At 73.9% G+C, this 24,115-nt stretch carries 21 protein-coding genes; 11 read left to right on the top strand and 10 right to left on the bottom strand.

Translation table 11 applies throughout. The features are described from left to right. Nucleotides 1-25: 25 nt before the first annotated feature. Together J2S66_RS19645 and J2S66_RS19650 are read right to left on the bottom strand one after the other, a co-directional pair. Nucleotides 26-790 carry a lytic polysaccharide monooxygenase gene (locus J2S66_RS19645; RefSeq protein ID WP_310308630.1) on the bottom strand — a complete coding sequence of 255 codons (765 nt, stop codon included), beginning with the start codon at nt 788-790 and terminating at the stop codon, nt 26-28. A gap of 326 nt (nt 791-1,116) precedes the next feature. Further along, complete coding sequence (locus tag J2S66_RS19650; protein ID WP_374726097.1) at nt 1,117-2,181, bottom strand: glycoside hydrolase family 19 protein; 1,065 nt, start codon at nt 2,179-2,181, stop codon at nt 1,117-1,119. A gap of 189 nt (nt 2,182-2,370) precedes the next feature. Between J2S66_RS19650 and J2S66_RS19655 the strand changes: the two genes are divergently transcribed. Then, nucleotides 2,371-3,147, top strand: a complete 777-nt coding sequence (locus J2S66_RS19655) for an AraC family ligand binding domain-containing protein (RefSeq protein ID WP_310308632.1) — start codon at nt 2,371-2,373, stop codon at nt 3,145-3,147. A gap of 9 nt (nt 3,148-3,156) precedes the next feature. Here J2S66_RS19655 and J2S66_RS19660 read toward each other — a convergent pair whose 3' ends face one another. Continuing rightward, complete coding sequence (locus tag J2S66_RS19660) at nt 3,157-3,972, bottom strand: hypothetical protein (RefSeq protein WP_310308633.1); 816 nt, start codon at nt 3,970-3,972, stop codon at nt 3,157-3,159. 147 nt (nt 3,973-4,119) lie between these two features. Between J2S66_RS19660 and J2S66_RS19665 the strand changes: the two genes are divergently transcribed. Beyond that, on the top strand, nt 4,120-4,620 hold the full coding sequence (locus J2S66_RS19665) for a carboxymuconolactone decarboxylase family protein (protein ID WP_310308634.1): 501 nt from the start codon (nt 4,120-4,122) through the stop codon (nt 4,618-4,620). Nucleotides 4,621-4,815: 195 nt separating this feature from the next. Continuing rightward, complete coding sequence (locus J2S66_RS19670; protein ID WP_310308635.1) at nt 4,816-7,698, top strand: glycoside hydrolase family 9 protein; 2,883 nt, start codon at nt 4,816-4,818, stop codon at nt 7,696-7,698. Nucleotides 7,699-7,827: 129 nt separating this feature from the next. On the opposite strand, the gene J2S66_RS19675 is transcribed toward J2S66_RS19670, so the two are convergent. Continuing rightward, on the bottom strand, nt 7,828-8,535 hold the full coding sequence (locus tag J2S66_RS19675; protein WP_310308636.1) for an SDR family oxidoreductase: 708 nt from the start codon (nt 8,533-8,535) through the stop codon (nt 7,828-7,830). Between the two features lie 95 nt (nt 8,536-8,630). On the opposite strand from J2S66_RS19675, the gene J2S66_RS19680 reads away from it, so the two are divergent. Next, nucleotides 8,631-9,674 carry a serine hydrolase gene (locus J2S66_RS19680; protein ID WP_310308637.1) on the top strand — a complete coding sequence of 348 codons (1,044 nt, stop codon included), beginning with the start codon at nt 8,631-8,633 and terminating at the stop codon, nt 9,672-9,674. Between the two features lie 207 nt (nt 9,675-9,881). Here J2S66_RS19680 and J2S66_RS19685 read toward each other — a convergent pair whose 3' ends face one another. Genes J2S66_RS19685 through J2S66_RS19695 form a run of 3 tightly spaced genes read right to left on the bottom strand, consistent with a single transcriptional unit; the run spans nt 9,882 to nt 12,981 of the window. Then, nucleotides 9,882-10,715 (bottom strand): sugar phosphate isomerase/epimerase family protein, encoded by an 834-nt coding sequence (locus J2S66_RS19685; RefSeq protein WP_310308638.1) that lies wholly within the window; start codon nt 10,713-10,715, stop codon nt 9,882-9,884. Further along, entirely contained in the window at nt 10,712-11,842 is a 1,131-nt protein-coding gene (locus J2S66_RS19690; RefSeq protein WP_374726098.1) for a dihydrodipicolinate synthase family protein, read from the bottom strand. Before J2S66_RS19690 ends, J2S66_RS19685 begins: the two co-directional genes overlap by 4 nt. After that, on the bottom strand, nt 11,839-12,981 hold the full coding sequence (locus J2S66_RS19695; protein WP_310308639.1) for a Gfo/Idh/MocA family protein: 1,143 nt from the start codon (nt 12,979-12,981) through the stop codon (nt 11,839-11,841). The genes J2S66_RS19690 and J2S66_RS19695 overlap by 4 nt, the downstream gene beginning before the upstream one ends. Before the next feature lie 161 nt (nt 12,982-13,142). Between J2S66_RS19695 and J2S66_RS19700 the strand changes: the two genes are divergently transcribed. From J2S66_RS19700 to J2S66_RS19710, 3 genes are all read left to right on the top strand, one after another. Next, the gene (locus J2S66_RS19700) at nt 13,143-14,153 is read left to right on the top strand and encodes a LacI family DNA-binding transcriptional regulator (RefSeq protein ID WP_374726099.1); all 1,011 of its coding nucleotides are present in this window, start codon (nt 13,143-13,145) and stop codon (nt 14,151-14,153) included. A 152-nt stretch (nt 14,154-14,305) separates the two neighbouring features. Further along, complete coding sequence (locus J2S66_RS19705) at nt 14,306-15,736, top strand: hemolysin family protein (protein ID WP_310308641.1); 1,431 nt, start codon at nt 14,306-14,308, stop codon at nt 15,734-15,736. Then, nucleotides 15,733-16,767 carry a hemolysin family protein gene (locus J2S66_RS19710; RefSeq protein ID WP_310308642.1) on the top strand — a complete coding sequence of 345 codons (1,035 nt, stop codon included), beginning with the start codon at nt 15,733-15,735 and terminating at the stop codon, nt 16,765-16,767. Before J2S66_RS19705 ends, J2S66_RS19710 begins: the two co-directional genes overlap by 4 nt. 51 nt (nt 16,768-16,818) lie before the next feature. Here the strand turns inward: J2S66_RS19710 and J2S66_RS19715 are convergent, their stop codons facing one another. Then, on the bottom strand, nt 16,819-17,562 hold the full coding sequence (locus tag J2S66_RS19715; RefSeq protein WP_310308643.1) for an LmbU family transcriptional regulator: 744 nt from the start codon (nt 17,560-17,562) through the stop codon (nt 16,819-16,821). 158 nt (nt 17,563-17,720) lie between these two features. On the opposite strand from J2S66_RS19715, the gene J2S66_RS19720 reads away from it, so the two are divergent. Beyond that, the gene (locus J2S66_RS19720) at nt 17,721-17,987 is read left to right on the top strand and encodes a hypothetical protein (RefSeq protein ID WP_310308644.1); all 267 of its coding nucleotides are present in this window, start codon (nt 17,721-17,723) and stop codon (nt 17,985-17,987) included. A gap of 7 nt (nt 17,988-17,994) precedes the next feature. On the opposite strand, the gene J2S66_RS19725 is transcribed toward J2S66_RS19720, so the two are convergent. After that, nucleotides 17,995-19,218: an MFS transporter gene (locus J2S66_RS19725; protein WP_310308645.1), complete on the bottom strand. Its 1,224-nt coding sequence runs from the start codon at nt 19,216-19,218 to the stop codon at nt 17,995-17,997. Between the two features lie 58 nt (nt 19,219-19,276). Here J2S66_RS19725 and J2S66_RS19730 point away from each other — a divergent pair, with 58 nt between their 5' ends. The 3 genes from J2S66_RS19730 (at nt 19,277) to J2S66_RS19740 (ending at nt 22,952) form a co-directional block, all read left to right on the top strand. Beyond that, nucleotides 19,277-20,170, top strand: a complete 894-nt coding sequence (locus tag J2S66_RS19730) for an ArsR/SmtB family transcription factor (protein ID WP_310308646.1) — start codon at nt 19,277-19,279, stop codon at nt 20,168-20,170. Nucleotides 20,171-20,191: 21 nt separating this feature from the next. Next, nucleotides 20,192-21,076: a 3-methyladenine DNA glycosylase gene (locus J2S66_RS19735; RefSeq protein WP_306749347.1), complete on the top strand. Its 885-nt coding sequence runs from the start codon at nt 20,192-20,194 to the stop codon at nt 21,074-21,076. 94 nt (nt 21,077-21,170) lie between these two features. Next, entirely contained in the window at nt 21,171-22,952 is a 1,782-nt protein-coding gene (locus J2S66_RS19740; RefSeq protein WP_310308647.1) for a substrate-binding domain-containing protein, read from the top strand. Between the two features lie 188 nt (nt 22,953-23,140). Here the strand turns inward: J2S66_RS19740 and J2S66_RS19745 are convergent, their stop codons facing one another. Continuing rightward, a complete protein-coding gene (locus J2S66_RS19745) occupies nt 23,141-24,112 on the bottom strand; it encodes a helix-turn-helix transcriptional regulator (RefSeq protein ID WP_310308648.1) in 972 nt (323 codons plus the stop codon). Nucleotides 24,113-24,115 lie beyond the last annotated feature (3 nt).

The following is a 24,115-nucleotide window of genomic DNA, read 5'->3' on the forward strand; positions in this document are numbered from 1 at the left end:
CGGACGGGCCGGTGTCACCGCGTCGCTACAGCTTCTGCCACAGCGCGGCGGTGTTCGGCGGCTCCCAGCCCACGAGGGACGTGTGGGCCTGGACGCAGCGGTAGCTCGCGCCGCCGTAGGTCACCTGCGCGCCGGTCTGGTACGCGGTGTTCGGCGCCCACGTGCCGCCCACGGGGGGCTGCGTCGTGGTCGGCGGGCGGGTGGTGGTGGTCGTCGGCGGCCTCGTCGTGGTCGTCGGCGGGGTGGTCGTGGTGGTCGGCGGGTTGCCGCCACCGCCGACCTGGAGGTCGACGCAGGAGTAGAACGCCATGGGCGTGTCGGCGATGTTCCAGATGGCCAGCAGCTTGATCCGGCCGGTGCGCCCGCCGAGGTTCACGTTGTGCGTGACGGTGGCGTTGGGCTGCCTGCCGCCGTCGTTGAACTCGGCGATCCGGGTGCCGCCGACGTAGTACTCCCACGTGCTGGTGGCGTGCCGGGCGGTGAGGGTCCAGTTGAACGCCACCGTGCCGCCGACCGAGGTGGTCGGCCACGCCTTGCTGTCGTCGTTGAGGGGCGCGAACGGGGTCAGCCCCGCGTGGCAGTTGCGCTGGCCCTTCGGACCTTCCACGCTCTGCGGTTCGTAGACGACGGGACCGCAGTCGGAGACGCGGCCCTGCGCGCACATCGCCTGCCGGCTCGGCGGCGAGGAGATGTAGCCGTGCGCGCTCGCGGTTCCCGCTGACACCACGACGATGAACGGCGCGATGCCCACACCGGCGAGCACCGCCGCCAGCTTGCGTTTGAGGTTCATGTCCAGCTCCTTCGGAGGGGACCCGGAACGAGGGCCCCCAAGGCAGGGTTCCAAATCCGCGGCGGCCGGATCACGCGCAGCGTCACAGCGTGCTAGCACCGTGCAACGCAACGCGACGTGGTCTAGACCATAATCGCGATCGTCATCCGGGTCAAGGACGTGAACCGACCGGAGCAGTGACGCGCACCCCCGACTGTGAACGGACGAACCGGCGGACGCCGGGCCCCCTTGCCCCGGGAACGGCGAAGGGGGCCGCGTCCTGACTCGCGGCCCCCTCCACCGTGCGCTCCGGTGGGCGATGCGGGTCGTCGCCCAGCGGCGCGGTCTCAGCAGTACAGGTTGTTGCCCGCCGGCACGCCGAGGATGCCGACGAACCGGTTGTAGGCGTCGACCCGGCTCTGGACCTGCGCCGGGTTGCGCCCGCCGCACTCCAGCGACCCGTTGATGCTGCGGATCGTCTCGCCGAAGCCGCGCTGGTTGACCATCGCGTCGTGCGGGGTCATGGTGCCCGGGCCGTTCTGGGTGTTCCAGTACCAGAGGGCCGTCTTCCAGGCGACCGAGGCGTCGTTCTGCACGAGCCACGGGTTGGTCAGCAGCGGGAGGCCGAGCGCGTCGCCCGCCGCCTTGTAGTTGAAGTTCCAGCTGAGCTGGATGGGACCGCGGCCGTAGTAGGCCGCCTGACCGGCGGGGCAGCCGTAGGGCTGGCCCGGGTCGCAGTAGTGCGGGTAGTTCGCCTGGTTCTGCTCGACGACGTGCACCAGGCCGCCGGTCTCGTGGTTGGCGTTGGCCAGGAAGGCCGCCGCCTCCTGCTTGCGGACCGTGTCGCTGCCCGTCTTGGCGAAGCCCGGGTACGCGTTCAGCGCCGCGGTGAGGCCGGCGTAGGTGTAGAAGGGGTTCCGGCCCGGGAACATCGTGTTGAACTGGCTCTCGCTCACCACGAAGCTGCCGTTCGCCGGCGGGGTGGTGGTGGTGGTGGTGGTGGTCGGCGGGTTCGTGCCGCAGGTGTGCGGCTCCCAGTACCAGGTGCTGATGACCGGGTCGTAGCCCGGGTTGTCGTGCTCGGCGATGTAGTAGAGGCCGTTGGTGTACCTGACGATGCTGCCCGCGGTGTACCACTGGCCCTGCACCCAGTTCGGGTGGTCGCAGGAGGTGGGCGGGGGCGTGGTGCCACCGCAGGTGCCCTGGTCGGCCCAGACCGCGGCGGAGCCGGGGGTCTCGTTCTGGGTCCACCACTGGGCACGCCAGTTCTTGCCGGCGTGGGAGGCCGTCATGCCGTTGGTGTAGACGGCTGACGAGCTCCACGCGGACGCGCACGCCGCGGCGGAAGCGGCGGAGTTGGCCGCGACGACCGTCAGTGCCGCCCCGACCACGACAGCGGCGATCGCCGCCACTACGCGGATTCTCGACACGTGATCACTCTTTCCCGTTGGAAGCGCCCATCGGACGTGACGAGGGCCACTCAACCGGAAATGGTCTACACCAGTCAAGAGTACGGCTCGGTTTTCGGTGTCGCCAGGCTTTGACCTGCACCTTTCCATGAGAGCGCGCTCACGGAGGTGGTGGTGCGGTTGAATGGCCCGGTGCAGTGGACGCGCTACTGGCGGGCGGCCGACCAGCCGCTGGAGGCGATGCACGCCCACTTCACGTCGCACCGCTACCACCGGCACAGCCACGACGCCTACTCCTTCGGGGTGACCGAGCAGGGCGTGCAGGCGTTCCGCTGCCGGGGCGGGGCGCACACCAGCACGGCGGGCATGGTGCTCGCCTTCAACCCCGACGAGGCGCACGACGGCCGCACCGGCGCCGAGGACGGCTTCACCTACCGAATCGTCCACATCGGACCGGATCTGGTCGCGGACCTGGTGCCCCGGCTGCCGCTGTTCCGCGACCCGGTGGTGCGCTCCCCCGCCCTGGCCGGCGCCCTGCGCGACCTGCACGCCGCCCTGCGCGAGGGCGCGCTGGCGCGGGACGAGCACCTGGTGCGGGCGGTCCGGGCGATGGCGGCCCACGTGACCCCGCTGCCCGGTCCGGCGACCGCGCACGGCGACCCGGGCCCGGCGCGGGACCTGGTCGAGGCGCACTACGCGGACGACCTGACGCCGGCGGACCTGGTCGAGGCGACGGGCCTGAGCCGCTTCGCCCTCTACCGCGCCTACCGCGCCCGGTACGGCCTGTCACCCAGCGAGCACCAGCGCCAGCGGCGGCTGCGCGAGGCCCGGCGGCTCCTGGCGGACGGAGTGCGACCGGCGGAGGCGGCGGCCGCGGCCGGGTTCGCCGACCAGGCCCACCTGACCCGCTGGTTCCGGCGCTGCTACGGCGTCACGCCCGGCGCCTACGCCCGCGCCGCGACCCGCTGACCCGCCGGCTCAACCGCGCCGGCCGCCCTCCGGCCCCACCTCACGGGCCACGTAGGCCACGACCCGCGCCGGCACCACCACCCGCTCGCCCTCCGCGTACCCGGGCCTCAGCGTGCGCGCCACCGTGCCCACCAGGGCCGGGTCGTCGGTCACCTCGGTCGACACCACCCGGCACCGTGCGCCGACCCGCCGACCGTCGGGCACGAGCGGCCGCACGCCGTTCGCCGCCAGCACGTCGCGGGTCCGCCACGCCACGTCCTCGGGCATGTGCGGCAGCAGCCCGACCACACCGCGCACCAGCGCGTCACCCCGCCGCGGGGCAGGCCGGTCGCGGGGCAGCTCCGCCGCCGCGGCGCCCAGCAGCACCGCGGCCACCAGCAGCGCCAGCGCCGGCCCCACGGGCGCGGCGACGGACGCGGGCGCGGACACCGCCGCCCACCAGCCGTCGGGCGTGGCCGCGGAGCCGACGACACCCCCGTTGGCCACGAGCAGCGACACCGCCGCCCGATCCACCTCCCCGACCACCACGGCGACCCGGTGGGTGCCGGACCTGGTGGGCGCCTCGTTGGCGCGTCCCGGCCGGACGACGACGGCCCGCGTGCCCTCGGGCAGCACGCGGGCCACCGCGGCGGCGACGGCGTCCGGGTCGCCGGGGTCGGCACCGGGGTCGGCCCCGGGCACGTCCCGGGCGGCGACCAGCGCGGTCCCCGCCAGCGCGCGGGCGTCGGTGGGCGGAGCACCGGGCGCGAGCAGGGCGCCCAGCGCCGCGAACGCGCCGAGCGCGGCCAGCACGACCGCCCCCACGACGACGGGTCCCTTGCTCACGGTTGCCTCCACGCGGACGACTACCGGTAGTTGTCGACCGCCGGAGGGCTCGGCCGGCGGGCCGTACGGGTGAATCGCCGCCGGGCGGCGGGCCGCTTGGGCCGTTCGACGCTCGTGCCCGGCCCCGGTGATCACGACACTGTCCGCATGGCCCACATCGAGCTGGACAACCCGCTCCCCGGCATCGCCGGGCTCATGACCTACCGCCCCGAGACCGCCGGACCGCTCGCCGAGCTGGCCGAGGTGCTGCTGCGCGGCCCGAGCACCCTGTCCCGGGGGGAGCGGGAGCTGATCGCCGCGCACGTGTCGGAGCTGAACTCGTGCACGTTCTGCGCCTCGTCGCACGCCGCGTTCGCCGCCGCGCAGCTCCCCGGGGACCACGAGCCGTCACCGAAGCTGTCGGCGTTGCTTCACGTCGCGGCCGCGGTGGCCGAGAGCGGGCGCGCGGTCACCGCCGAGCTGGTCGCGAGGGCCAGGGAGGCCGGCGCGACCGACTTGGAGCTGCACGACACCGTCCTGATCGCCGCGGCGTTCTGCATGATGAACCGCTACGTGGACGGGCTGGGCACGTGGGCGCCGGACGACCCCGCCGCGTACGCCGCGATGGCCCCGCGGATCGTGGCCGAGGGCTACCGCGCGCTGCGCTGACCGGAGCCCACCCGATGTGACGGGGGTCTCCCGCCGACCCTGTGCACGTTCACAGTCCGTGACCACCGGTTGACCGGAGGTCAAATTCAGTCTTGTGAATGTGCGCGCGGTCACCCTAGAGTCTCTGGGAGCGCTCCCAGGGAGCGCTCCCAGAAGCGTCGTCAACCGTCAGAGCAGACGGAGGAGACCCCGTCCATGAGATCGCTTCCCTCCCCCCGGTGGCGCCGTCGGACCACCGCAACCCTCGCCCTCGTGGCGGTGAGCGGCGCGCTGGCCGCCGGAACGGCCCAGGCGGCCGATTACGAGCGGCTGATCAACGGCACGTTCAGCAGCGGCACCGCCGACCCGTGGTGGGCCGGCACCGGCGTCACCAACCGGCTCACCAACGGTGAGCTGTGCGCGGCCGTCCCCGGCGGCACCGCCAACCCGTGGGACGCACTGATCGGCCAGAACGGCGTGCCGTTCGAGGCCGGCCAGTCGTACACGATGAAGTTCGACGCCCGCGCCACCACGCCGCAGCCGATCACGGCGAACCTCGGCGAGGGCGTCAGCCCCTACCGGGGCATCGCCTCGCACACCGTGCAGCTGACGACCACCAAGCAGACGTTCAGCTTCACCTTCACCTCGGAGCTGGACTTCCCCGACGCGGGCAGCGGCCAGGCGACGTTCCAGCTCGGCGGGCAGGCGGCGGCCAACACGGTCTGCGTGGACAACGTCTCCCTGGTCGGCGGCGTGAAGCCGCCGGGCGGCGACCCTGCCGTGCCGGCGAAGAAGGTCAACGTCGACCAGGTCGGCTACGTGCCGGGCCTGCCCAAGCAGGCGACCCTGACGACGGACGCGACCGCGGCGCAGACGTGGGTGCTGAAGAACGCCGGCGGCACCACCGTGGCCACCGGCCAGACCACCCCGAAGGGCCTGGACGCGGACTCCGGCGACCGGACGCACCTGATCGACTTCTCGTCCTACGACACGGTCGGCACCGGCTACACGCTGACGGTCGGCACGGAGACGAGCTTCCCGTTCGACATCGGGACCGACCAGGTCAAGAAGCTGCGCTACGACTCGCTGGCGTACTTCTACCACAACCGCAGCGGCATCGAGATCGAGGCGCAGTACGTCGGGGACGAGTACGCGCGCCCCGCCGGCCACCTCAACGTCGCGCCGAACAAGGGCGACGACGCCGTCCCCTGCCTCACCGGCCTCGACTGCGGTTACACGCTCGACGTGCGCGGCGGCTGGTACGACGCGGGCGACCACGGCAAGTACGTCGTCAACGGCGGCATCTCGGCGTGGCAGGTGCTCAACACCTACGAGCGGGCGAAGCTGATCGGCGACGCCGCCGCGCTGGGCGACGGCAAGCTGCGCATCCCGGAGAGCGCCAACGGCGTCCCGGACATCCTGGACGAGGCCCGCTGGGAGGTCGAGTTCCTGCTCAAGATGCAGGCGCCCGACGGCATGGTCCACCACAAGATCCACGACGTGAACTGGACCGGCCTCCCCCTGCTGCCGCACCAGGACCCGCAGGCCCGGCGGCTGTCCGCGACCAGCACGGCCGCGACGCTGAACACGGCCGCGGTGGCCGCGCAGGCCGCCCGCATCTGGAAGACGATCGACCCGGCGTTCTCGGCCAAGGCGCAGGCGGCGGCCGTGCGGGCGTACGCGGCGGCCAAGGCGAACCCGGCCAAGATCGCCGACCCGAACGACGGCACCGGCGGCGGCGCGTACAGCGACCCGGACGTCACCGACGAGTTCTACTGGGCCGCGGTGGAGCTGTTCACCACCACCGGTGAGGCGTCCTACCGCACCGACGTCACGTCGTCGGCGCACTTCAAGGGCGCGAGCCTGAACAACCGCGGCTTCGACTGGGGCGCCACGGGCCCGCTCGGCGACATCACGCTCGCCCTGGTGCCCAACGGCCTGCCGGCGGCGGACGTGGCGGCGATCAAGGCGAAGTTCGTCTCCGTCGCCGACGGCCACCTGTCGCAGATGGCGGCCCAGGGCTACCCGGCCCCGTACCGCCCGACCGAGGGCTACGACTGGGGCTCCAACGGCCTGGTGACCAACAACATCTCGGTGCTGGCGCTGGCGCACGACTTCACCGGCGCCGCCAAGTACCGCGAGGGCGTGTTCCAGGGCCTGCACTACCTGCTGGGCCGCAACCCGCTGTCGTACTCCTACGTCACGGGCTACGGCGAGCAGGCGGTGCGCAACGTGCACCACCGGCACTGGGCGAACCAGCTGGACCCGACCCTGCCGATCGCGCCGCCCGGCGCGCTCTCGGGCGGTCCGAACAGCGCGCTGCAGGACCCGATCGCCGCGCGCCTGCTCCAGGGCTGCGCGCCGCAGAAGTGCTTCGTCGACCACATCGAGGCGTACTCGGTCAACGAGGTCACGGTGAACTGGAACTCGGCGTTCGCGTGGGTCGCCAACTGGGCCGCGGAGAAGGTCACCACCGCTCCCCCGGTCGACACCACGCCCCCGTCGCGGCCCGGCGCGCCCACCGCGTCGGAGATCACCTCCACGGGCTTCAAGCTCGCGTGGACGCCGTCGTCGGACGCCGAGAGCGGCGTGCGCGAGTACCAGGTCGTGTCGGTGGAGGGTGACGCGCTGCGCGTGCTCGCCACCACCACCTCGCCCTCGGCGACCGTCACCGGCCTGCGCCAGGACACCGCGTACACGCTGTACGTGACGGCCAAGAACGGCGCGGGCCTGTCCTCGCAGTCCACGCAGGTGGTCGTGCGGACCAAGTCGGACGTGCCGACGGGGTCGTGCAAGGTGAAGTGGCAGGCCACCACGTGGAACGGCGGCATGTCGGCCAACCTCACGATCACCAACACCGGCACCCAGGCGTGGACGTCGTGGAAGCTGGAGTTCACGCTGCCCGGCACGCAGAAGATCACGCAGGGCTGGTCGGCGAACTGGTCCCAGTCGGGCCAGGCCGCGACCGCGACGAACATGCCGTGGAACGGCAACGTCGGCGGTGGCGGCACGGCCGGCATCGGCTTCAACTCCTCCGGCAGCGGCTCGGGTGAACCGACCGACTTCCGGGTGAACGGCCAGTCCTGCACCAAGGGCTGACCACGTGCCCGGTGGTGGGGCGACCCACCACCGGGCACACCGCGCACCACCGGCCGCCACATCCAGCCCACGCCTCGGCGGCCGGTGGTGCGTTACCTTGTTCCGGCCCAGGACTTCCCGGCACGCGGCTCACCGGTGGGCGTCCTGCCCCACCGGCCGCACCAGGATCTCGTTGACGTCGACCGTCGGCGGCTGCTCCACCGCGTACAGCACGGCCCGCGCCACGTCCTCCGGCGCCAGCTTCGGGTCGGCCGCCCGCGACGCCGGGATGCCGCCGGTGTCGGTGAGACCCGGCTGCACGAGCGTGACGCGCACACCGGTGCCGACGCACTCGGCGCGGATGGCCTGCGCCAGCCCCGTCACGGCCCACTTCGTCGCCGCGTAGAGGCTCCCCGGCCGCACGCCGCGCCCGGCCGCCGAACCGGTCAGCACGAGGTGACCGCCGTGCCTCGTCAACGCGGGCATCGCGGCGCGCGCGGTGAACGCGGGCCCGCACACGTTCGTCAGCACCATGTCGCCCCACTCGGCGGGCGGCGCACCGTCCTCCGCGGTGAACGAGGTGACCACGCTCGCGCCGGCGTTGGCGAACACCACGTCGAGCCGGCCCCACTCCTCCTCGACCCGCTGGACGAGCCCGGCGACCTGCTCGTACCGGGTCACGTCGCACGACGCCGACCACGCCCGGTCGGGTCCGCCCAGTTCGGCGGCCAGCCGGGCGGTCGACGACGCGGCCCGCGCGGCCAGCACCACCCGGTACCCGCGTGCCGAGGCCATCCGGGCGGTCGCCGCGCCGATGCCGCGACTCGCCCCCGTCACGAGGAACACCTGTTCGCCCACCCGGCGCAGCGTACTGGTTCGATCACCTGCCGGTGGCCGGGCAACGTTCTCGTCCCCGCCGGCGTCATAGGGGCGTATCCACTGATTGGGGGCACATGGACATCAACCGCAGGTTCGCGCTCGGGCTCGGCTCGGCGGCGGCCGCGACGGCCGTGCTGGGCACGGCCGGCACCGCGTCCGCCCAGGCGGAGCGGACCGAGGCGGACTGGGACGCGCTGATCCCGACGACGGCCGAGCTGGCCCGGCGGAAGATCGCGTTCAAGTACGGCGTGGCGACGCTGCTCGCCGGCGGCACGTGGTCGTCCCACATCGGCGTGGCCGACCCGGACTGCGCGGTGAAGCCCGCCGTCGAGGACCACGCGGACCGCGTCGTCGAGGCGTACAGCGTGAACAAGATCGCGGTGGCCGTCGCGGTGCTCGACAAGGTCGACCGGGGCCTGCTGCGGCTGGACCAGCGGGTCGACGTGACGGCGGACATCGTCATCCACGACACCGACGGCATCTTCGGCCTGGACGGCGCCTACCCGAGTTCGGTCACCCTGGGGCACGTCCTGGCGACCCTGTTGACGGTCTCGGACAACACGTGCGTGCGGTTGTGCGGCCTGGTCGTGCCCGCGCTGGAGCTGAACGAGATCCTGCGCGGCAAGGGCTTCACGCACACGCAGGTCGTGCCGGTGGCCAACCCGAACCGCTTCTTCCTCGGCACCACCACGCCGCGCGAGACGTCCGCGCTGCTGCAGAAGCTCGTGAAGGGCGAGCTGCTGTCCGCCGCGTCGACCGCGTACCTGCTGAACGTCCTGCGGTCGCTGACGTCGTTCACCGACGGCGTCCGGCTGGAGCTGTCCTCGCAGGAGCGGCTGAACGTGGCCACCAAGGCGGGCTGGTTCGAGGACGGCCGCAACGAGGCCGGCGTCGTGTTCGACGCCAACGGCAAGGCGATCGTCACCTACGCCCTGTTCGCCTCGGGCGCGTTCCGCGGCGACCAGGCCGTGAACGCCGGCAACTACGGCGCGACCCACCCGGCGCTCCGCGCGAGGGCCGCCCTGGGCCGCAGCATGTACGACTCGGTCCTGCGCATCACCACGAACGCCACCCGCGCCTACCGCGCCCGTCCGCACCACCCCTGGATCGGCGCCTGACACCGGGGGTGCGCCGGCCCGTCGAGGGGTGGGCCGGCGCACCCCCGTGCCACCGGACGACCCCTCCGGAGAATTTTCCCGCCGCACGTATCCAGCGGCCCGCACCGCGCTCTTTCCCACCAGGGGGGCAACACAGGGGGATCGACCAGCCGCACCCGCGAGTCGGAGGGGAGCCGACAGCGGGCACGGCGGGTCGTGCTCCACCTCTCAGGGGGAGACGGGAAGTCGGTCGTGGCCGCCGTCCACGACCGGCTCCCACCCCGTCGCGTGCCGGCGCACCAGGTCCGCCGCCACGTCGTCGGCGGGACGCGCCCACACCTCCTCGTTGAACACCTCCACCTCGACGAACCCGTCGTAGCCGGCCGCCGCCACCAGACCGGTCAGGCCCACCAGGTCCACGTGCCCGTCACCGGGCAACCCCCGCCCCAGCAGCACGTCGGCGGGCAGCGGGGTGACCCAGTCGCACACCTGGTAGGACGCGATCCTCGGGGCCGCCGCCGCCACCGACGCCTCCAGCGCCGGGTCCCACCACACGTGCAGGGCGTCCACCACGACGCCCACGACCCCCGGCGCGTGCGGGGCCGCCAGCTCCAGGGCCTGCGCCAGGGTCGACACGACGCCGCGGTCGGCGCAGAACACCGGGTGCACGGGCTCGATCGCCAACCGCACACCGGCGGACTCGGCGTGCGGCGCCAGCACCGACAGCGCTGCCGCCACCCGTCCCCGGGCCGCCGGCAGGTCCCGGTCGGGCAGCCCGCCGGGCACCAGCACCAGGCACCGCGCGCCCAGCGCCGCCGCCTCGTCGATCGCCCGCCGGTTGTCGTCCAGGCGCTGGTCGTGACCGGTGAAGAACCCGCCCCGGCACAGCGACGACACGGTCAGCCCCGCCGAGCGGACCAGGTCCGCCGTCCTCGCCAGCCCGTGCTCCGCCACCGGCTCCCGCCACAGGCCGACGCCCTCCACGCCGTGCCGCGCGCACACGTCGACCACCTCGGGCACGGACGCCCGCTTCACGGTGGCCTGGTTCAGCGAGAGCTTCACGTCAGCACGTCCAGCAGCCGGGCCCACCGCGTCGCGGCGAGCTCCGGGTCGGGCAGCAGGCCCGCCAGGTCGGCCAGCCGCAGCACCTCCCCCAGGTGGACGACGTCGCGCGCGGACTGCATCCCGCCGACCATCGTGAACGCGTCCTGGAACCCGCACACCCAGGCCAGGAACACCACGCCGGTCTTGTAGTGGAACGTCGGCGCGCCGAACACGTGCCGCGACAGCGCGGCGGTCGGTTCCAGCACCTCGTGGTACCGCGGGACGTCGCCCGCGTCGAGCAGGCGCAGCGCGGTGGACGCGGCGGGCGCGATGGCGTCGAGAACACCCAGCAGCGCGTCGCTGTGCCCGACCTCGTCGCCCGCGACCAGCTCCGGATAGGCGAAGTCGTCACCGGTGTAGCAGCGCACGCCCTCGGGCAGCGCGCGGCGCAGGCCCACCTCGTGCGCGGCGTCGAGCAGCGACACCTTGACGCCGTCCACCTTGCCGGCGTGGGCGCGGACCAGGTCGAGGAAGTGCCCGGTGGCCTCGCCGACGTCCGACGACCCCCAGTAGCCCTCCAGCGCCGGGTCGAACGCCGTCCCCAGCCAGTGCAGCACCACCGGCCGGTCGACCTCCTCCAGCAGCGCGGAGTACACCTTCAGGTAGTCCTCGGGGCCGCGCGCGGCGGCGGCGAGCTTGCGGCTGCACATCAGGACGGGCCGCGCGCCCGCCTCGACCACGTCAGCGAGCTGCTCGCGGTAGGCGGTGAGCGGGTCGGCGGTGTCGTGGTCGGTGCCGACGCCGGCGACCAGCCGCCTGCCCGTCCCCGACGCGGCGAGCGACGCCGAGCGCCTGATCAGCTCCAGCGCGGTGGCCCAGTCCAGGCCCACGCCGCGCTGCGCGGTGTCCATGGCCTCGGCCACGCCGAACCCGTGCGCCCACAGGTGCTCCCGGTACGCCAGCGTGGCGTCCCAGTCCAGGCGGGCGGGCGCGCCCGGCGCGTTCCCGCCGAACGGGTCGGCCACCACGTGCGCCGCCGCGAACGCGACGCGTGACGTGAACGGGCCGACGTCCCACGTACGCGGGTCGCCCAGCCGGTGCGATCGGAACGTCCTGTCCGCATCCGGCAGCCGCACGGTGGTCACGCGGGCACCTCGATCCGACGACCGGTGCGCGACGACTCCAGGCCCAGCGCCGCCAGCCGCACGCCGCGCGCGCCCGACCGGAAGTCGTGGCCGAACGGCGCGCCGCCGGCGACGTGCCGCAGGAACTCCTCCCACTGCACGAGGAACCCGTTGTCGAACACCCCGTTGTCGGGAACCTCCTGCCACTGCGACCGGAAGTCGATCGAGCTGGGCACGTCCGGGTCCCACACCGGCTTCGGCGTGACCGCCCGGGGCTGCGCCACGCACCGGCGCAGGCCGGCGACGGCGCTGCCGAGCGTCCCGTCCACCTGGAACTCCACCAGCTCGTCGCGGTGCACGCGGGTCGCCCACGACGAGTTGACCTGCGCCACCAGGCCGTCGGCCAGCTCGAAGACGGCGTACGCCGCGTCGTCCGCGGTCGCCTCGTAGGGCTCGCCGCGCTCGTCCCACCGGGTGGGCAGGTGCGTGACGGCCCGCGCCGTCACCGCCTCCACCTTCCTCCCGAACACGCCCTCCAGCAGGTAGCTCCAGTGGCAGAACATGTCCACCACGATGCCGCCGCCGTCCTCGGCCCGGTAGTTCCACGACGGGCGCTGCGCGGCCTGCCAGTCGCCCTCGAACACCCAGTAGCCGAACTCGCCGCGCACCGAGAGCACGCGACCGAAGAAGCCGCCGTCCACTAGCCGGCGCAGCTTGCGGATGCCCGGCAGGTACAGCTTGTCGGCGACCACGCCGTGCTTCACGCCCGCCGCGTCGGCCAGCCGGGCCAGCTCGGCGACCTCCTCGGGCGTGGCCGCGACGGGCTTCTCGCAGTAGACGTGCTTGCCCGCCGCGATGGCCGCGGTCAGCGCCGGGACGTGCGCGGACGTCACCTGCGCGTCGAAGTACACGGCCACGTCGGGGTCGCCGAGCGCCGCGTCCAGGTCGGTGGTCCAGCGGGGCAGGTCGTGCCGCTGGGCGATCTCCTTGAGCTTGTCGGCGTTGCGGCCGACCAGCAGCGGCTCGGGCACCAGGACGTCGTCGCCCACCCGCACGCCGCCGCGTTCGCGCAGCGCCAGGACCGAGCGCACCAGGTGCTGGCGGTACCCCATGCGCCCGGTGACGCCGTTCAACGCGATGCCGATCGTCCGCACAGCCATGCGCAACACTCCCGATTGTGGCTGGAAAGCGCTTTCCAAAGCGATGGACGACACGCTACGGTCGGTTCGTCGGCACCGTCAACCGCCCTGCGGGCTAGTCTCGCCGGACCAGGAGGCGGAAGGGGACGGCGTTGGCGTCGCGGCAGGTCACGCTCCAGGAAGTGGCGAAGCGCGCGGGCGTGTCGCTGGCGACCGCGTCACGGGTGCTCAACGGCAGCACGCGACAGGTCAGCGAGGAGCTCAGGGAGCGCGTGCTGGACACCGCACGCGGGCTGGGCTACCTGCCCAACGCCTCCGCGCAGGCGCTCGCCCGCAACTCCAGCGTCCTCGTCGGGCTCGTGGTGCACGACATCGCCGACCCCTACTTCTCCAGCATCGCGGCGGGCGTGACCCGGGTCGCCGAGGCCGCCGGGCTGGTCGTGGTGCTGGGCACCACCGGCCGCGACCCGCGCCGCGAGGTGGAGCTGGTCAACACGCTGCGCGCGCACCGGGCGCGGGCCGTGGTGATCGCGGGGAGCCGCACCACCGACCGGGCGGCGTCCGCGCGCCTGGCGGAGGAGATCGCCGCGTTCGCCGAGCAGGGCGGCCGGGTCGCGTGCGTCTCGCAGGCGAAGCTCGGCGCGGACACCGTGGTGCCCGCGAACCGGGCGGGCGCGCGGGCGCTGGCCCGGGAGCTGGCCGCCCTCGGGCACCGGCGGTTCGCGGTGCTCGGCGGGCCGCCCGGCCTGCTCGCCGCGCGCGACCGGGTGGCCGGGTTCAAAGCGGGGCTTGCCGACGCGGACGTGCCGCTGCCCGACTCCCACGTCGTGGCCAGCGGGTTCACCCGGGACGGCGGGTACGCGGCGGCGGGCGACCTGCTCGCCGCCGGGACCGGCGCGACCTGCGTGTTCGCCGTGAACGACGTGATGGCGATGGGCGCGATGGCGGCGCTGCGGGAACGTGGCCTGCGGGTGCCCGAGGACGTGTCGGTGGCCGGCTTCGACGACATCCCCACGCTGCGCGACCTCGTACCCGCGCTGAGCACGGTGCGGTTGCCCCTGGAGGAGATGGGCGAACGTGCCGCGCACCTGGTCCTGGACGGTGTCGCCGGGCAGCCGCGGACCGTCAAGGTGGCCGGTGAGGTGGTCCTCCGGGCGAGTACTTCGTCACCGAGCGGTATCGGACTGCGCTGACCGGCGGTTACCTTCTAAACTGGACACCCGTTCGACCACCCCTCACGAGGAGTGATCCCTTCCGTGCGCGACGCGCAGTCACCGGGCTGCAGTACCGAGCCGGGTCCGATACCCGGCTGCCAGCCCCACCCGGTCACCCGTCGAGGTGACCGATGACCATCCTGTTCAGCGTCCTCGGCCTCGTCGCCGTGGTGGCGCTCACCATCGGCACGTTCGTCGCGGTGGCCGCCGAGTTCTCCCTGACCGCCCTGGAGCGCAGCACCGTCGAGTCCCACGTCGCCACCGTCGGCGACGCGAAGGCGAGAACGGTGGAGAAGGCCCACCGGTCGCTGTCGTTCCAGCTCTCCGGCTCGCAGCTGGCGATCACCATCACCACGCTGATCACCGGTTACATCGCCGAACCCGCCATCGCCCAGCTGATCTCGCCGGTGCTGACGGGCGTGGGCGTGCCGCCCTCGGCGGCCTCGCCGATCGCGCTGGTCCTGGCGTTGGCGCTGGCCACCGCCCTGTCGATGGTGTTCGGCGAGCTGGTCCCGAAGAACCTGGCCATCGCGAAGCCCCTGGAGACCGCCCGCGCGGTCGCCGGCGTGCAGGCGAGGTTCTCGGCGGTGTTCCGCTGGCTCATCACCGCCCTCAACGGTTCGGCGAACTGGCTGGTCAGACGCCTCGGCGTGGAACCCGCCGAGGAGTTGGCCTCCGCCCGGTCGCCGCAGGAACTGGGCGCGCTGATCCGCTCCAGCGCCGAGCACGGCACGATCGACGAGGGCACGGCGACGCTGCTGGACCGCTCGCTGCGGTTCGGCGACCGCACCGCGGAGGAGCTGATGACCCCGCGCGTGCGGGTGGAGTCGCTGCGCGCCGACGCCACCGTGCTCGACCTGGTCGCCAAGGCCCGCGAGACCGGGTTCTCCCGGTTCCCGGTGCACAACGGCGACCTGGACGAGGTGCGCGGCATGGTGCACGTCAAGCAAGTGTTCGGGGTGCCCCGCGCGCAGCGGGCCACGACACCGCTGTCGGCGCTGACCAGGCCGGTGCAGACGGTGCCCGCCACCCTGGAGGGCGACGCCCTGCTGGACCGGTTGCGCGCCTCGGGCCTCCAGACGGCGCTGGTCGTCGACGAGTACGGCGGCACGGCGGGCATGGTCACGCTGGAGGACCTGGTCGAGGAGATCGTGGGCGACGTGCGCGACGAGCACGACCGCCGCGAGACCTCGCCGGTGCGGTTCCTGGGCGCGGACAGCTGGCTCGTGTCCGGGCTGCTGCGCGACGACGAGATCGCCGAGGCCACCGGGTTCCGCATGCCGGAGGGCGACTACGAGACCGTCGCGGGCCTGGTGCTCGCGCGCCTGGGCCGCATCCCGGTCGCCGGCGAGGAGATCCGGGTGGACGACTGGCGCATCACCGTGGTGGTGATGGACCGGCACCGGATCGCCGAGCTGCGGGTGACCAAGGACGGCCCCGTCGCGTCCGAGGACGCCGGGGTCGGGCACCTCGTGCCCGGTCAGGCCACGGTCGACGAGGCGGCGGCCGAGCGCGTCGTGCCCGCCCGGTCCGACCACGTCCGGTCGGGGGTGACGAGGTGAGCATCCTCGCCCTCTTCGCCCTGCTCACGGGCAACGCGTTCTTCGTGGGCGCCGAGTTCGCCATCATCACCGCCCGCCGGGACCGGCTGGAACCGCTGGCCGAGGGCGGCAGCAGCCGCGCCCGCACGGTCATCAAGGCCGGTCGGGAGCTGCCGCTGCTCATCGCGGGCGCGCAGCTCGGCATCACGCTGTGCTCGCTGGGCCTGGGCGCCCTGGGCGAACCGGCCGTGGCGGCACTGCTGGAGGTCCCGTTCCACGGCCTGGGCGTGCCCGCCGCGGTGCGCCACGGCGTGGCGTTCGCGCTGGCGCTGATCATCGTGGTGGCCCTGCACACCGTGCTGGGCGAGATGGTGCCGAAGAACCTGGCCATCGCGGGCCCCGAGCGGACCGCGCTGCTGCTGGTGCCCGTGCACTACTGGTTCTGCAGGCTGGTGGCGCCGCTGCTGCGCGGGTTCACCGTGGTGTCGACGGCGATCCTCAAGCTGGTCGGCGTGACCCCGAAGGACGAGCTGGAGTCCGCGTACACGCGGGACGAGCTGGCCCTGCTGATCGGGCAGTCCCGCCAGGAGGGCCTGCTGGAGGACTCGGAGCACCGGCGGCTGGCGCAGACGCTGTCCTCGACCGAGCGGACCGTCGCCGACGTGCTGGTGCCGCTGGACCAGGTCACGTCGGTGTCCGCGAGGCCCACCATCGGGGAGGTGGAGGCCGCCGTGTCGGCCACCGGCTTCTCCCGGTTCCCGGTGGAGTCGGACGGCAGGTTGATCGGGTACCTGCACGTCAAGGACGTGCTGGACCTGTCCGACGCCGACCCGGCGACGCAGGTGCCCGCCGGTCGCGTGCGCGGGCTGCCGCGGGTGCCGGTGGACGCCCGGCTGGACGAGGCGGTCGGCGTGCTGCGGCGGGCGCAGAGCCACCTGGCGCAGGCCGTGTCGGCCGACGGTGCCGCGCACGGCGTGGTGGCGCTGGAGGACCTGGTCGAGGAGTACGTCGGCACGGTCCGCGACGGCACGCACGTGCGGCACGAGCTCTGATCGTCGCGGGGCGGGCGCGGGGATTCCCCGCCCCGCCCCGCGATCAGCGCGTCACGACGCCGGCCGCACCGCCGGCAGCTCCCGCACCCGACCGACCCCCGCCGACCCGGACCCCACCGACCCGGACCCCACCGGCCCGGACTCCCCGGTCCCGTCCCCTTCGCGACCTGTCCCCCCGGGGTCGCCCGCCAGGTCGGGGACGCTGGTCAACTCCAGGTCCCGGGCGGCGGCGTGGTCCAGCGCGGCCACGATCCACGCCTCGAACTCGGCGTTCGCGGCCAGCGCCGCCCGCCGCCAGCGGTCCACCGCGTCGCCGGTCGCCGTCACGCGCGGCATCAGCGCCCGGTAGGACCTGCCGTCCGGGTCGCGCGACTCCCGCAGCGCCCGGCGCAGCGCCGTGCGCGACCACCGCGCCCGCTCCGCCCGGTCCAGCCAGCGGTCCTGCTCGTCGGCCGGCAGCGCCGCCACCTCGGCGTGGTGCTGGAACGGCAGGCCGGGTCTCCGCCGCGCCGGGGCGAACTTGCGCGCGATCCACGCGTAGTTGCGCAGCGTCTGGTAGTCGAGCCCGACCGCCTCGACCGCCCGGCGGTACCGGCCGGTGTACTTGTCCTGGCCGAAGACGAGCCAGTCCCCCAGGTACCACGCGGACGAACTGGCGATGCGGGAGATCCGCTGACCTGCCTGCTCCCACGACTCGAACGTGACGTCCCGCGGGAACGCGAGACCCACCGGTGTGGTGAGGATGCGTCCCTCGACCGGAACCGCCGGCCGCCTGTGCTGCGGTGCTGCGCTCACCCTGTCCACTTCTCGTCCCCCTGATCCGCTCGGACCCCATGCCTACCGCGAGGTCCTCACACACCGGTCAACTTCCGCTCACACCGGCGGACCGCGGACCGCCCGCGGTCGGCGGGGTGGGACCGGTGCGCCGGGCCCACCCGACTACGGTGGGTGGCGTGGACGCGCATGACGGGGAAGAGGACGACTTCGAGCCGGAGGAGCCGGAGGAGTTCGACGACGAGGAGGACGTCGAGGACGAGGACGACCTGTTCGGCGTGACGTCGGACGCGCGCACCATCTGCCACCTCTGCGGCGGCGCGGGCTTCATCGCCAACCCGACGGCGGCGGTCATCAGCGGCACCCCGCGCACCGTCGACAACGGGCGCGAGTGCCCGCACTGCACCGGCGCCCGCAAGTTCCCGGGCCTCGTCCCGCCGGTCTGACCGGCGGTCAGCCGACGGCCGCGGCCCGGCGCTCCTCCGCCGCCAGCTCCGCCTCCCGGAACGCGCGCGGCGAGAGGCCGATCCACGCCGTCACCAGGGCGCCGACCTGCACGACCGCCCCCACCAGCCACACCGCGCGCTGCCCGAGGCCCGCCGCCACCAGTCCCCCGGTCAACGCGCCGAGCGGGGTCAGGCCCCACGCCAGCGCCCGGTGGCTGGTCAGCACCCTCCCCAGCAGGCCTGCCGGGGTGAAGCGCTGCCGGCTCGACTGGGAGCACACGTTCCACACCATCACGATCGCCGACTCCGCGAACACGACCACGCCGATCGCCCACGCCCACGGCGGCAGCACGGCGATCAGCGCCATCGTCACCACCATGCCGACCTGGGCGAGCCGCATCGACCACGCGTAGCCGAGCCGGTCCACCACCCGGCTCACGACGAACGACGACGCCACCCAGCCGACGGCCATGCACGTCAGCAGCACGCCGTACCCGACCGCGCCGACGTGCAGCACCTCGTAGGCGTACAGCACGAACATCGACATCGCCGCGCTCGACGCGAACGACCCGAGCGCCACGGCCACCGTGATCGACAGCAGCAGCCGCGTCCGGACCAGGTACCACAGCCCCTCCGCGATGTCCCGCACCGGGTGGTGCTCGGACGGCGTCGCCGGCGTCGACCGCAGCCCGCGCACCACCACCACCGCCACGACGGCGGCCACGACGGCGACCCACGCGGGCGCGCCCAGCGCCACCCCGACCAGCACGCCGGCCGCGGGCGGCACGACGAACTGCACCACGCCCCGGTCGATGAGCATCAGCCGGGTGTTGGCCGCCGCCAACCGGTGGCCGGGCACCACCTCGGGCACGAGCGCGCCGGACGCGCCGTCGCCGAGCACCTGCGCCGAGGTCACCACGAACGCCACCACCAGCAGCAGCGGCAGGCTCAGCCACCCCGACGCGCCCGCCACCGCGAGCACGAGCGCCGCGCACGCCTGCACCGCGTACGCCGCCACGAGCACGGAGCTGCGCCGCACCCGGTCGATCAGCACCCCGGCGAACAGCGAGAGCAGCAGCCACGGCGACTGGCCCACGACGTTGACGAGCGACACCTCGCGCGGGTCGGTCGTGATGGTCACCGCGACGAGCGGCAACGCCGTCAGCATCAGCCCCTCGGCCACCGACCCGGACACCGCCGCGGCCTGCAACCGCCGCCACCCCCTGCTCATGGCCACACCTTGCCAACGGGCACTGGCGCGAACCGACGTTTTAGCGTGGAGTGAACCCATGGCCCTCCGCTTCGCCGTCTCGCCGCTGTGGGAGACGATCGCCGCGCTGCGCGTGCTGGCCGCGCCCGGCGCGTTCCCGGTGCACCAGCGCTGGTCGACCTGGGCCGCGGAGCAGCTCGAACGGCTCGGCGAGGACACCTCGCTGCTCCACGTCCTGGTGACCCGGCCGGTCGTGCCGGAGTTCCTGATCCCCACGCCGGGCGTGCGCTCGGTGGGCATCGACGTGGAGGTCGACGCGCTCGCCAAGGCGACCCCCGAGCGGATCGCGGCGGCCGTGGCCGACGATCCGAGGGTGTTCGAACCGGACGCGCTGCCCGCGGTGCAGCGCCGGCTCCGGGACGTGCACGACGCGATCATCGCGCCGGTGTGGCCGAGGCTGGAGGGGGTGCTCCAGGGCGACGTGGAGCGGCGCGGCAGGCGGCTGGTGGAGGCCGGCGGCCCGACCGTGCTGGCCGAACTTCACCCGGACGTGTCGTTCCGCAACCCGGTGCTCACGGTCAACGGCCGATCGGTGACGCTCGACGAGCGCGACCTGGTGCTGGTGCCCTCGGCGTTCACCTGGCCGCGCCCCTACCTGCGCGACAGCCCGGTGCGGTTCGCGCTGTGCTACCCGGCGCACGGCTTCGGCTCCCTGTGGGAGCGGGCGGCCCCCGCGCGCGACGCGCTGGCCAGGCTGCTCGGCGGCACCCGGGCGCGGCTGCTGTGCGAGCTGGAGAGCCCCCGGACGGTCACCGAGCTGGCGACCCGGCTGGGCGTGACGGTGGGCGCGGTGTCGCAGCACCTGGGCGTGCTGCGGGCGGCGGGCCTGGCGGTGAGCCGCCGCGAGGGCCGCGAGGTGGTGTCGCTGCGCACCGGCCTCGGGCTGGCGCTGGTCCAGGGCCAGGCGCCCTGACCCGGCCAGTACCCTGGCGAGGTGGGGGAAGTCCTGTCCGAGGCCGAGTGGACCGCGCGCCGCGACGCGCACGCGGAACGCGTCCGGCGCTGGACGGTCCCGCACCACGAGCGCCGGGCCGAGGGCCGCAAGCACCCCGTCCTCGACTTCCTCTTCTCCTACTACTCGCACCGCCCGTCGCGGCTGGAGCGCTGGCACCCCGGTCCCGGCGTGGTCCTCGCGGGCGACGCGGCGCGCGCCTACCTGCGGTGGCCCGCGTACCGGGAGACCGGTGACGGCGTGGAGCTGGACGTGGCGGCGTTCGCGCGGGAGCGGGCGTCCACGATCGCCTTCGCGCGGCGGCTGCTGACCGCGACGGCGTCCCGCGCGCCCCGGCTGGGCTGCTTCGGCTTGCACGAGTGGGCGATGGTGTACCGGCAGCGGCCCGAGGACGTGCGGCACAACGCGTGGCCGCTGCGCCTGGGCGGCACGGGCACCGACCGGGTCGTGGAGTCCCAGCGCGTGCAGTGCGGCCACTTCGACGCGTTCCGCTTCTTCACCCCCGACGCGCGGCCCCGCAACACCCTCCAGCCGACCCGCGAGACGCAGGTGGAGCTGGAGCAGCCCGGCTGCCTGCACGCCAACATGGACTTGTTCAAGTGGGCCTACAAGCTCGACCCGGCGACCCCGTCGGAGCTGGTGGCGGACTGCTTCGAACTGGCCGCGCGGGTGCGCGAGCTGGACATGCGGGCCAGCCCGTACGACCTGTCCGCCCTGGGGTACGAGCCGGTGGCGGTCGAGACGGCCGAGGGCCGCGCCGAGTACGTGCGCCGGCAGGCGGCGTTCGCCGAGGAGTCGGCGCCGCTCAGGGCGGCGCTGATCGGGCTGACCGGCGTGCTGACGGCCGGCCACGTCACCGGCAGATGACGGAACGTCACTTCACCCGCGCCGAAGATGTCGCCTGTTAGCGTGACGCCGGTCGGGATTCGCCAGCTGTGGTCGGATGCTGAGAGGGAAGACGATGTCTCGACACCGCGCGCTGCGGACCAAGGTGCGCCGCGGCATAGCCAAGTGGCCCGTCCTGATCGTCGGCCTGGTGGCCCTCCTGGTGCTCGGCTGGCTCGGCTACAGCTGGGTCGGGGGCATCGTGGAACGCCGCGCCGCGGCCCAGGCGGGTGACTGCAACGAGGGCGAGGCGCTGCTGCGGGTCGCCGCCACCCCGAGCGTCGCCGAGGCGATCAAGCAGGTCGCCGAGGCGTGGAGCGCCCAGCGCCCCGTCGTCTACGACCACTGCATCCGCACCGAGGTCCAGTCGATCGACTCCGAGGTCGTCCTGGCGGGCCTCACCCAGGGGTGGGACACGGCGGCCATCGGTGAGCGCCCGCACGCGTGGGTCACCGACTCGACGTTGTGGGCCAACCGGTTGAGCGCGCAGAACGCCGTGCTGCTGGGCGCCGCGCCCGAGTCGATCGCGACGAGCCCCGTGCTGCTGGCGCTGCACGAGGACGCCGCGCAGGCGCTCCAGTCCGGTTCCGCGTTCCGGTGGACCGACCTGCCCGACCTGACCGGCGCCACCGACGGCTGGGGCCGGTTCGGCAAGCCCGAGTGGGGCCGGTTCAGCGTCGCCATGCCCGACCCGGCGACCAACGCGGCCACGGCGATGGCGGTGCAGTCGGCGCTGGCGGGCGCGAGCCCGGACGGCAAGGGACCGGTCACCGCGGACATGCTGGCGCTCGACCCGGTCAAGTCGACGATGAGCCGGCTCGCCTCGTCCACGCCGGCCGAGACCCCCGCGGGCACGTGGGAGGCGTTGAACCTGCTGGCCGACGAGCAGGCCGTGAACGCGGTCGGCTACAGCGCGGTGCCCGTGTTCGAGGTGGACCTGTACCGGCACAACACCGGCAAGGACAGCGGCGCGGCGCCGTTGAAGCCCCTGTACGGGGTGGCCGCGGGCGGCCCGACGCCGGTGGCGGACTTCCCGTTCGTGCCGCTGGCGGGCGACTGGGTCGGCGAGGCGCAGGCGCGCGCGGCCCAGGCGTTCCGCGAGTTCCTCCAGGAGGACGCCCCGCAGGGCATCCTGGCGCGCGCGGGACTGCGGGTGGAGGCCACCACCGAGCGGCCCAAGCCGTCGCCGGGCGTGCGGTGGGCGGCCGTCACCGACCAGCTCGCGCCCGCCGATTCGAACACCACCCAGCAGATCTCGGCCGCCTGGGCGACCGCCGACGACGGCCAGGTCGTCACCGTGCTCGTGGACACCTCGAAGTCGATGGAGGAACCCGGCGGCGAGGGCCGCAGCCGGATGGACTGGGTCCGGCAGGCGCTGTCCGGTCAGGTCAACCGGTCGGTGTCCGGGTCGCTCGGGCTGTGGGAGTTCTCCGCCGGGCTGGACGGTGACAAGCCGTACCGCGAGCTGGTGCCGACCGGCCAGGTCGCCACCCAGCGCCAGGCGCTGCTGGACGGCGTGGCCCGGTTGGAGCCGCGGAGCGCCACCCAGCTGTACACGAGCCTGCTGGCGCTCTACGAGCAGCGGGTGCGCGGTCACGAGGCGGGCAAGCTCAACCGGATCGTGGTGCTGACCGACGGCGTGAACGACGGCGGCCTGACGTTCGACGAGCTGACCGGGGGCCTGGCCGCCCTGGAGCAGGGGGGCAAGGACGTGGCGGTCAGCATCATCGCCATCGGGCCGGACCCCGAACGCGCCCCCCTGGGCGAACTGGCCCGTTCGACCGGCGGCACCCTCTCGGTCGTCGAGGACGGCCGAGGCGTGGACGCCGCCCTGGCCCAACTCCTCTCCACCACCTGACCCACCCACCCCGCCCCACCGCGAGTCGTAAGTCCAGACCGGGCGAGTCGTACGTTCACGACCCGTGAGTCGTACGTTCACGACCGCCCATCGGCGCGGGCAGGGACGTCGGTCTCCTGAACGTGGAGTTCGTTGGGCCTGGACTTACGACTCGCCCGGTCTGGACTTACGACTCGCGCGGGGTGGACTTACGACTCGCGGGGGCGGGTGTAGGTGGCGGACAGGGCCTCGACGGTGGCGATCACGTGGGCGCGCAGGTCGGCCGGTTCCAGCACCTCCACGTCCGCGCCCAGCTTCAGGAGCTCGACCAGCGCGTGCTCCGGCGACTCGGCCGGCAGGCGCACCGTCGTCCACTCGCCGTCCGGCTCGACGAACTCCAGGGCGCGCGACGCGGCGAGGCTCAGCAGCACCCGCGCGCGCCGGAGCCCGCGCGGTGTCATCCGCACCACCACGTGCATCGCGCACATGCGCTCCTCGAAGCGCTCCGACCAGGCCGCCCAGTACTCGGCGAGGTCGAACCCGGCCGGCCGCTCGAACACCTCGTCCAGCGGTGCGCACTCCCCCACCCGCGACACCCGGTAGGTGCGCAGGTCCCCGGCGCGGGCCACGAGGTACCAGAGCCCGGCCTTGAGCACGAGCCCCAGCGGTTCGACGACCCGTTCGCCCGCGCTGCCGTCCCACCGCGCGTACCCGATGCGGACCCGCCGCTGCCGCCACACCGCGTCCGCGACGGCCGCCAGGTGCGGTGCCCCCTCCGCGCCCCGGAACCAGCCCGGCGCGTCCAGGTGGAACCTCTCCCGCACCCGCCCCGCCCGCGACCGCAGCTCCGGCGGCAGCGCCGCGAGCACCTTGACCTGCGTGGCCGCCACGACCGCGCCCAGCCCCAACTCGGCGGCGGGCCCCGGCAGCCCGGTCAGGAACAGCGACTCCGCCTCCTCGCCGGTCAGCCCGGTGAGCCGCGTCCGGTACCCGTCGAGCAGCCGGTACCCGCCGGCCGGCCCCCGGTCCGCGTACACCGGCACGCCCGACGAGCCCAGCGCCTCGACGTCCCGGTAGACGGTGCGGACGGACACCTCCAGCTCGGCGGCCAGCTCCCGCGCCGTCATCCGACCCCGCGACTGGAGCAGCATCAACAGCTGGAGCAACCGACTGGCGCGCACCCC

Source organism: Saccharothrix longispora (assembly GCF_031455225.1).
Taxonomy (GTDB): Bacteria; Actinomycetota; Actinomycetes; order Mycobacteriales; family Pseudonocardiaceae; genus Actinosynnema; species Actinosynnema longispora.

Excerpts from the sequence above, each read along its gene's own strand:
- J2S66_RS19695 (WP_310308639.1), bottom strand. The coding sequence starts at position 12,981 with ATGGCTGTGCGGACGATCGGCATCGCGTTGAACGGCGTCACCGGGCGC.
- J2S66_RS19740 (WP_310308647.1), top strand. The coding sequence starts at position 21,171 with ATGTCTCGACACCGCGCGCTGCGGACCAAGGTGCGCCGCGGCATAGCC.
- J2S66_RS19705 (WP_310308641.1), top strand. The coding sequence starts at position 14,306 with ATGACCATCCTGTTCAGCGTCCTCGGCCTCGTCGCCGTGGTGGCGCTC.
- J2S66_RS19725 (WP_310308645.1), bottom strand. The coding sequence starts at position 19,218 with ATGAGCAGGGGGTGGCGGCGGTTGCAGGCCGCGGCGGTGTCCGGGTCG.
- J2S66_RS19645 (WP_310308630.1), bottom strand. The coding sequence starts at position 790 with ATGAACCTCAAACGCAAGCTGGCGGCGGTGCTCGCCGGTGTGGGCATC.
- J2S66_RS19680 (WP_310308637.1), top strand. The coding sequence starts at position 8,631 with ATGGACATCAACCGCAGGTTCGCGCTCGGGCTCGGCTCGGCGGCGGCC.
- J2S66_RS19665 (WP_310308634.1), top strand. The coding sequence starts at position 4,120 with ATGGCCCACATCGAGCTGGACAACCCGCTCCCCGGCATCGCCGGGCTC.
- J2S66_RS19730 (WP_310308646.1), top strand. The coding sequence starts at position 19,277 with ATGGCCCTCCGCTTCGCCGTCTCGCCGCTGTGGGAGACGATCGCCGCG.
- J2S66_RS19670 (WP_310308635.1), top strand. The coding sequence starts at position 4,816 with ATGAGATCGCTTCCCTCCCCCCGGTGGCGCCGTCGGACCACCGCAACC.